Consider the following 8,659-nt stretch of genomic DNA (forward strand, 5'->3'; position numbering starts at 1 on the left):
CTGCTCTCCGGGGTCCCTTGCCACACAACGGACATGACGCCACGTCACTCACGAGACCGGCGAACCGGACCAATCCCAATCGCGCAATGCCCCTGCCCGGGGCCCCCTGGGGGGAAACCCCCAATGAAATCGGGGATTAACCCGGTCGCTCGGACGACGCCCTGTCCGTAGGTTCTGAGGTGGAATCGGAACACCGTTCCACTCAGCCTACGGAGGCCCCTCGTGACCGCCCCTTCGCGCCCGCAGACTCGCACTCCTCATCCGCTCGTCGCGGCCTTCGTGCGGTTCGTCGTGTGTGGTGGCGGTGTCGGGCTGGCATCCAGCGGGGTACTCGTACTGCTCAACGACCGGATACCGATGGTCGTTGCCAACGCGCTGGTCACCGTCGTCTCCACGGTCATCGCCACCGAATTGCACGGGCGGGTCTCCTTCCGGAGCGGGCGGAAGGGATGGAGGGTTCACCTTCAGTCCGGGGTGACCGTCGCCGTGAGCTATGCGTTCACGACAGGGGCGCTGTTCTGCCTGTACTCCGTCCGGTCCGAGCCCTCGGCCCTGGCCGAGCAGACGGTCTATCTGTCAGCGTCAGCTCTTGCGGGGATCGGACGGTTCATGGTGCTGCGGGTCGTGGTCTTCGCCGAGCGGACGACGGCCGGCGAGACCGCGCGCGGCAGGGCGTCGATGGCAATGGCGGCGTGACGCCGGTGCGGGAGCGGGCCGACGCTCTCGGCCCGCTCCCGCGAGGTCAGTCGCCGGCCGGAGTGCCCGTCACCTTCAGGTGACGGACGCGGCCCGCGTTGTCGAAGGATCCGAAGCCCACCCGGCCCGAGGCGAAGACCGGGGCGGTGGCCGTGATCAGCGGGTTGTGGCTGCCGTCCAGGTAGACGGCGGTCTCACCGGTGTCGGCGCAGTGGGTGAGGCGCACCTTGTGCCATCCGTCGTCCTTGATCGCCGGAGATGCGCCGAAGGCACCGTTCCACTGGTCGTCGATGCGCAGCCGGTCGGCGTCGTTGACGGTGAACATACCGTTGTGCGGGTAGATGGTGTTGTCGCTCGACAAGTGCGCGTACTGGAACCGGGTGTCCGACTGATAGTCCCAGATGAGAATGACGTCACGGTTGGTGATCTCGACGGGAGTGTCGATCCGTACCTCCGCCTCGACGGTGACGGAGGAGTAGCGCGGGCCCGCGGTCAGGACGGCGTACTCGAACGGGCGGCGCGGTCCCGGGCGGGCGACGCCCGGCTCGGCCAGGATCGTCTCCCGTTCGGTGTACGCCCACTTGGCCGGGGTGACGGGTGCCCAGTTGTCGGGCCCGGCGGTGTGCGTGGTGGGGGTGTTGCCGATCTCGCAGTCGGCGAAGGTGCGGGTCCCGGTCACCTTCCAGACCTTCCCGTTGGCCTTCGAGACGATGTACAGGCCGCCGCTGCGGTCGGAGCCGAAGCGCAGGTCGACACGTTGGTCACCGGCGAGGTCGCGCATGGTGACCGTCTTCCCGGTGGACTTGTCGAACAACATCAGCTGCTCGAGCGGCGCGAGGTCGGCGCCGCGGTGCATGTCACGGGTGTTCGCGGCCAGGATCCGACCGTCCACGAGGTCACCGAAGATGTACTTTCCACGCAGCGCCGGCGCGTCCTTGCCGCGGTAGACGAAGCCTCCGGCAATGGCGCGGCCCACATCGGACCGGCAGTTCCAGCCGGGTCCCGGGTCGTGGTCGTAGGCGGCGACCGGGTAGGTGTAGCCGTACTGGGCGTCGTCGGCGGGGAGGGGAAGGATGCGGGCGCACGGGTCGGTGGTCTTCTTGTCGAATGCGAAGGGGCCCTCGCGCTCGCTCCAGCCGAAGTTGTCCCCGGCCTTGACCTCGTACACCGACTCGATGGCGTGCTCGCCTATGTGGCCGAGATACATACGGTGGCTGCCGCCCGCGTCCCAGCTGAAGCGGTGCGGGTCCCGCATGCCTATCGCGTAGATCTCCCCGAGCGAACCGGGCTCACCGACGAACGGATTGGACGCGGGGATGCCGTACCGGCCGTTGGCGCTGTCGCGGCCCGCGGGGTCGATCCGCAGAAGCTTGCCGTGCGGGAGCGTCAGGTTCTGCGGCTCGCTGTTGCCGACACCCTGCCCTCCGTCGCCCACCGCGAGGTAGAGAAGGCCGTAGTCCTCGTCGTGGGGCTTGGCCGTCGGATTGAAGTCGATCTGCTGAATGCCGTGGACCTGGCCGCTGAAGCCGATACGCAGCACCTCGCGACGGGTGCCGTGGAAGACGTCGGCGGAGGGGTCGTCGGCGGTCCACTCAGTGATGATGCCGTGATAGGTGGGCGTGCCGGCCTGCTGGTAATCGGGAGTCTCGGTGGCCTGCGAGGCGAGCTCGGTGTGGACGGTGTAGAAGCGCCCGTTCGCTCCGAACTCCGGGTGGAATGCGGCGTACCCGAAGCCCTGACCGAGACCGCGGCCCGAGAAGAAGTGCGGGAATGCCGCCTTGACGTCCAGGTAGGGGTGCGGGGTTCCCCCGGAAGTGCGCGTCGCGGCGCCGGGGTCGGTGAGATACAGGGTGCCGTTGAGGTCGGGGGTCGCCATCCGGCCGGATCCGTCGGGCAGTTCATTGATGGTATTGATCCGTGCGTGGCGCATCAGGCGCGGATCCGTCGGCGCCGGAACAGGTTCCGACTTGGGGAAATGTGCGAACTCCTGCAGGACGAGTCCCGTCCTGGACTGGACGGGCTTCTGCGGAATGGGGTCGGTCAGGGCGGCTGTCGCCGCGGCGGGCTCGTCGGCATGGGACGGCGCGGCGAGACCGCCGAGGGCGAGGGCTGCGCCGACGGCCACGGCCGCCCAGTTCCTTCGATATGTACGTCGTGACGCCATGTGGGTCCCTTCGGGCGGGCGTGACAAAGAGGCAGGGAAAGAACGATCCAGGGACGACACCGGTCAGCGGCCCCCCGCCATGCGCTGGTACTCCGCCGCCACCGCTCCGGTCGGCACCGGGCGGTCCAGGAACAGGAGGTCGTCCATGCGGCAGTCGCAGGCGTTGTTCTCCCGGGTGTTCTGGGGGTAGCTTCCGCCGATCTTGATGCCGCGGGGATCGGTGGGCGAGGCGCGGTGGGGCGCCGGTGTGGTGGCGATTTCCCAGGGGTCGCCCGGCGTGACGTAGAAGCCATCCAGGGGCTTGCCGTCGCGGTAGAGCGCGAGGGTGCCGTCGCGGAAGTCGAATGTCGCGGCCAGGTGGACCCATTCACCGCGCGGCAGCAGTTCTTCCCAGGGGGCCTCGGCGGCGAACGTCTGGGAGGCGCCGCTGTCCAGGCGTCTCCCCAGCGCGACCAGCTTCAACTCGCCTTTCACCTGAATGAGTTCGAGCAGCGCACGCACCGCGTGACCGTCGGAGGTTCCGGACAGCACGCCGGCCAGCCCGATCGCGTTGTAACGGTCGTTCGGGTTGGCCGTGTTGGAGTTGAGGGCGGGATTGTCGCCCGTCATCTTGAACCACCCCATGACGGTGGCACCCCGGGCACTGCGGAAGGCCCCGAGGGACGACATGCCCTCGGCGTCCCAGGCCCCGGCCTTCCAGTCGTCGTTGCCCGCGGTGGCCGGGTTCTGCTGGCGCACCTGCAGGGCGGGTGAAGCGCCCGGGTACGCTTCGTCGGCCACGCGCATCGCGGCACCGCCGTTGATCAGGCTGAGCGTGGTGCCGGAGCGCCCGATGTCCTGTTCGCGACCGGGGTCGGCGGGGTCCGGGTGTCCGAAATCGTACGCCGCCACAGCCTGGGCTCGCAGCGGAGTGTGGGCGGTCGACGGGCGGGCCGCGTCGGCCGGAAACGTGGCGGCGGCAAGCGAGGCGGTCGCGGCGAGTGCGGCGACGGCAAGTGAGTAGCGTCTGGTGCGGGGCGATGTCATACAGCCTCCCAGCGGCAGCGAAGGGGCGGTGAAGGGGCAGTCGACCAAGGTCTCCCGATCGACAGAAAGCGCTTTCGTCCGCGTGCGGGGACCATGTAACCCCCTTCGCTACGACCCTGACAATGGGCGTGTACTCGCCAATTTCTTGGGCGCCCTTCCGCGGCGGCGCGGACCTCCTTGCGGACAAGGACGCAGAGGGGCGGGATCTCAGGCCGTGCCGATGTGTCGACGAGCGCGACAGGAAAACATGGACAAAACTGGATGGCATCATCCATCTCGCGCCCCACATCTGGAGGATGCTTCGTGCTCTCGGACAAGTCCCGGCCAGTCGTCGCTGCCACGCTCCCGGTCGTCGCCGAGCACATCCGTGAGATCGCCCAGCGTTTCTACCGGCACATGTTCAGCGAACATCCGGAGCTTCTGGACGGTGTGTTCAACCGCGGCAACCAGGTCCACGGGGACCAGCAGCAGGCGCTGGCCGGTTCGGTGGCGGCGTTTGCGACCACTTTGGTGGAGACCCCGGAGCGGGTACCCGAGTACTTGCTCTCCCGGATCGCGCACAAGCACGCGTCCCTCGGCATCCGCCCCGACCAATACCAGATCGTCCACGACAACCTGATGTGGGCGATCGTCGACGTCCTGGGCGACGCGGTCACCCCGGAGGTCGCCGCGGCCTGGGACGAGGTCTACTGGCTGATGGCCAACGCCCTGATCAACCAGGAACGCGGCCTCTACAGCGCGCGGGGCGTCAGGCCGGAGACGGTGTGGCGGAACTGGCAGGTGGTGCGGAAGGTCCGCGAGACCGCCGACGTCCTCACCTTCGTGGTCAAGCGGACCGACGACCGTCTGGTGAAGAGCTCGCTGCCCGGCCAGTACGTCACGGTGCGGATGCGGATGCCCGACGGGGTGCTCCAGCCGCGCCAGTACAGCCTGACGCGGGCCGACGACGGTGAGCACCGCCAGTTCTCGGTCAAGCGGGTTGTCGGCGACGGCGAGCCCGCCGGCGAGATGTCCACGCTCCTGCACGACTCGGTGGGCCTGGGCGACACACTCACACTGTCGGTGCCCTACGGCGAAGTCGTGCTCGACGACTCCGGGCGGCCGGTCGTGTTCGCCAGCGCAGGCATCGGGATCGCCCCCATGGCCGGGATGCTCTCCCACCTTGTCGCAGCTCAGTCGGGCCTGCAGGTCATCCTCCTGCACGCCGATCTCGACGAGGCGTCCTTCGCCCTGCGCCGCCAGGTGGTCAGCGACGTCCTGGCCCTGCAGAACGCGCAGCTCTACGTCTGGTACGAACAGGACGGCCGAAGCCACGAGCCGGTGAACGGGGTCTTCCAGGGGCTGATGGACCCCACAGCGGTCGACCTGCCCGAGGACGCCCTGTACTACCTGTGCGGCCCGCTGCCGTTCATGCAGGCCGTACGGAGCCGGCTGATCGAGCAGGGCGTCGCACCCCACGACATCCAGTACGAGGTGTTCGGCCCCGACCTGTGGCAGGCCGACCTGGACTGACCCGGATCCCCGGACCTCCCGCAACCGGTGGGAGCGGGTGTTCTGCACGCGGACCATTGAGCGCCTGAGCGACTCCGGTTTTCAGGTACCGCTCCGGCGGCAGAACTTCGCCTGAAGCAGATCGGTGAAGATACCGATGGGGTCGTCCCAACCGTCAGTGCTCCAGTCGCCGTTGACGTTGGTGGTGACCATCTGTTCGCCACCGCGAGCGCCGTAGGTGTAGGACCACGATCCGAAGAGCGCACCCCCCATGCCCCAGACCGTTTCCCCGCAGGGCAGTCTGACTGAGGAAACGCCGAGGCCGTAGGCGGCGTTGGAAATCCAGTCGCGGGTGGGCACGGTGGTGAACATGTCGCGTTGCTGGGCCGGTGACAGTATCCGGCCCCCCAGCAGGGCGCCGAAGAACCGGTTGAGGTCCCCGGCGGTGGAGATCATGCCGCCGGCTGCCCAGAACATGGATGAATCGAGCTCGGTCGCGTCGTGGACCGGCGCGCCGGGGTGGGTCTGGAACAGCTTCGTGTAGTGCCGGGAGTGTGGTCCGTGGATCGTCGGGTCGCTGCCGTGCGGCAGGTACGTGCCAGTCAGGCCGAGTGGGAGGGAGATCCGCTCTGTGATCTCCTCGGCAAGCGCGCGGCCGGTGGCCCGTTCGATGATCATGCCTGCGAGGACGTAGTTGGTGTTGGAGTACGCCCAGCCCGAACCCGGTGTGAAGGTGGGCGGATGGGATACGGCGATCTGCACCAGTGACTCGGGGGTGTGTGTCTCGTAACGGTTCAGTGCTTCCTGGTCATCGGTGTAGTTGAAGATCCCGCTGGTGTGGTTGAGCAGCATCCTGATGTTCACCCTGACACCGTCGTGGTGGTGGCTGTGGACCACGCTGGGCAGCCAGTGTTCCGTGGTGTCATCCAGGCTCAGCCTGCCTTCGGCCGCCAGCTGCAGCACGACGGTGGCCACGAACGTCTTGCTGATGCTGCCGATGCGGAACCGGTCCTGCTGTGAGCGCTTGCGGCCGGTTCGGGTGTCGGCCACTCCTGCGGACCCGAACCACTGCCGGTCGCCGTCGCAGACCTCAGCAAGAATGCCGGGAAGGCCGCCTTGAGTCACGGCTTGCTGAAGTAAGCGCTGGATCGCCTCGTAGCCCTCGGCCCTTGAGGCCGGCGCGGGCTCAGTTACGGCGCCCGCAGCCTTGGCTGGTTCGGCGCCCGGTCGGCCGCTGTCTGTATGAGCGGTGTGTTGGTGCATGTGGTTCTCCTTGTCGCGTGTGACCCGTAGATGGCCGCCCGGCCCCTCTCCACAGCGTGATTCATTGACCCACCGGCTCTCACCAGGGGCTTAGGGCCCAGCGCAGTGTGCGATCCATCGCGCACGCCTACAGGACTCGCCAGGACTCGCTGCACATCCCGGCTAGGGCACGGCCGCGGGGTGAATTGGCCGTGTCAGCTGTTTCCGGCGGGCACTGATCCTGGCTGGTTGAGCGTATGCCGTACGCGGTCCGCCAGTTCGGCCTGATCGATACCGGCCAAGGCGAGCGCCCGTGGCACGGTGCCGATTTGAGCCTGCAGGATCCCGAGTAGCAGATGCGCTGACCGCAGGTCCTTCTTGCGGGCGGAGGCGAAGCTCCGATCCAGTGCGAGTCTGGCGGACGCACCCATCTTGGGCTGCTGGGAAGCGTGGCTCGGCCTGGGGAGGTCATAGGTGGCCGGAGACACTCCGATCATGCTCAGGCTGTGCTCGAACTCGCGATCCAGTGCCTCGTGGACAGCAGCGTGATCGAGCCCGGCCGAGGCCAGGACCTGCTGTGCGGTAGACCCCTGATCGGCAGCGATCGACAACAGGAGATGGTGCGCGTCGATCGTCGCCGACCCGTCCTCGTGGGCTTCGTGCGTCGCCCGCACGATGACTGCGTGCAGGTACTTGTCAAACGCGCTCATCGCCGCGCCTCCTCAGCTTGACTCCGGCGGCGATGAGCCGCTTGGCGTGCTTCTTATGGACGGCTTGGCGGGTGACACCGAGTGCCTCGGAGACCTGCGGCCAGCTCCAGCCCGCTCGCATGGCCTGCTCGACAGCGGCGTCCTCCAGTTGATCGGCAAGGCGCCGCAACGCGACGACAGCCGCCAGGGTGTCAGCGGGCTCTTGAGGAAGGGGATTCTTGGCGGCCGACATGCAAGCAACTATAGTTGACTAATGAAGATAGTCAACCCGAGTTGCTAATGACTGGGGCAGGGCGGGGTGATGCGTCGGGACTCGCGATCATGGGCCGACATGTCGGCAAACGACGGCGAGCTCAAGCGGTCGGCGAGGAATTTGGCGACCGTGGCCTGGATTTCGCGTTCCTCGTCGCTGAGCACCGAGGCAATGTCCAGCAGGGCGAGGGGGTTGTGAGCTGCTGTCGGTTTGCTGGGCTGAAGTGAGTGGTGGCGTGCGGGAGTGAGTCCTGTCGGTGGGTTGGTGGGGTGGAAGGGGTTCTGGGGCCGAATGGGTGACCTTGGCCGCTGCTGCTCGTTGGGCTGGGTGACGGGTGTCTGGCCTTGCGGGAGGGGGTGGTGTGGTGGGCGGTTTGCGGGAGTTGGCGGCGTCCTTCGTGGTGCCGGGGCCTTGCGGGGTGGCGGTCCGGGACCGGCTCAAGCACCTCACGCCCCGGGACGAGATGGTGCTGCGTGCGGTCGGTGAGCATCAGGGTGCGCTTGCTTCCCGTGATCTCAGGGCCCGCTGTGCGGACGGTCTGGAGCACAGTGCGGATACCTGGGCGGCGCGTAAGCGGGACCTGACGCCGCTGTCGTCGTCGCGGATCGCGGGTGCGATCACCAAGGCCACGCATGATCAGTGGGCGCTGGCGCGCCGTTGCCAGGCGGCGCACATCCAGACGCTGGAGGCGGGGATCAGGACGCTGCGGCAGCGTCTGTCCCTCCCGATCGGCAAGCGTGGAACGAAGCGGGCCGCGGGCGGCTACCGGTCCAAGGGCGAGTGGTTCCGCAAGTCCCGCCGCCTCGCGGCACTGGAGGCGCGGCACACTGCTGCGGTCCGTGACCGACAGACCGGGCGGGTGCGGGTGGTACGGGGCGGCAAGCGTCTCCTCAACACCCGCAACCACCTCGCCCAAGCGGAGCTCACCGAGGAGCAGTGGCGGGAACGGTGGGAGGCGGAACGCTGGTTCATCGCTGCGGACGGTGAGTCGGGGAAGCGGTTCGGGAACGAGACGATCCGCGTCACCCCGGACGGCGAGGTCAGCATCAAGCTGCCTGCTCCGCTCGCGCACCTGGC

At 67.9% G+C, this 8,659-nt stretch carries 7 protein-coding genes and 1 pseudogene; 3 read left to right on the forward strand and 5 right to left on the reverse strand.

The window, feature by feature from the left end; genetic code table 11:
- Window positions 1-222 precede the first annotated feature (222 nt).
- Window positions 223-696, forward strand: a complete 474-nt coding sequence (locus tag AB0N06_RS37110) for a hypothetical protein (RefSeq protein ID WP_366139093.1) — start codon at window positions 223-225, stop codon at window positions 694-696.
- 46 nt (window positions 697-742) lie between these two features.
- On the opposite strand, the gene AB0N06_RS37115 is transcribed toward AB0N06_RS37110, so the two are convergent.
- On the reverse strand, window positions 743-2,821 hold the full coding sequence (locus AB0N06_RS37115; protein WP_366139094.1) for a PQQ-dependent sugar dehydrogenase: 2,079 nt from the start codon (window positions 2,819-2,821) through the stop codon (window positions 743-745).
- Between the two features lie 102 nt (window positions 2,822-2,923).
- On the reverse strand, window positions 2,924-3,886 hold the full coding sequence (locus AB0N06_RS37120; protein ID WP_366139095.1) for a hypothetical protein: 963 nt from the start codon (window positions 3,884-3,886) through the stop codon (window positions 2,924-2,926).
- Window positions 3,887-4,189: 303 nt separating this feature from the next.
- Between AB0N06_RS37120 and AB0N06_RS37125 the strand changes: the two genes are divergently transcribed.
- Window positions 4,190-5,398 (forward strand): globin domain-containing protein, encoded by a 1,209-nt coding sequence (locus AB0N06_RS37125; RefSeq protein WP_366139096.1) that lies wholly within the window; start codon window positions 4,190-4,192, stop codon window positions 5,396-5,398.
- An 81-nt stretch (window positions 5,399-5,479) separates the two neighbouring features.
- Here AB0N06_RS37125 and AB0N06_RS37130 read toward each other — a convergent pair whose 3' ends face one another.
- The 3 genes from AB0N06_RS37130 to AB0N06_RS37140 all read right to left on the reverse strand — a co-directional run bounded on the left by AB0N06_RS37130 (window position 5,480) and on the right by AB0N06_RS37140 (window position 7,561).
- Window positions 5,480-6,640 carry a serine hydrolase domain-containing protein gene (locus AB0N06_RS37130; RefSeq protein WP_366139097.1) on the reverse strand — a complete coding sequence of 387 codons (1,161 nt, stop codon included), beginning with the start codon at window positions 6,638-6,640 and terminating at the stop codon, window positions 5,480-5,482.
- A 194-nt stretch (window positions 6,641-6,834) separates the two neighbouring features.
- Complete coding sequence (locus AB0N06_RS37135; protein WP_366139098.1) at window positions 6,835-7,329, reverse strand: Clp protease N-terminal domain-containing protein; 495 nt, start codon at window positions 7,327-7,329, stop codon at window positions 6,835-6,837.
- Window positions 7,316-7,561 (reverse strand): hypothetical protein, encoded by a 246-nt coding sequence (locus tag AB0N06_RS37140; protein ID WP_366139099.1) that lies wholly within the window; start codon window positions 7,559-7,561, stop codon window positions 7,316-7,318. The genes AB0N06_RS37135 and AB0N06_RS37140 overlap by 14 nt, the downstream gene beginning before the upstream one ends.
- A gap of 385 nt (window positions 7,562-7,946) precedes the next feature.
- On the opposite strand from AB0N06_RS37140, the pseudogene AB0N06_RS37145 reads away from it, so the two are divergent.
- Window positions 7,947-8,659: pseudogene (locus AB0N06_RS37145) on the forward strand (IS200/IS605 family accessory protein TnpB-related protein); the annotation flags it as partial.

This window comes from Streptomyces sp. NPDC051020 (assembly GCF_040683105.1).
Taxonomy (GTDB): domain Bacteria; phylum Actinomycetota; class Actinomycetes; order Streptomycetales; family Streptomycetaceae; genus Streptomyces.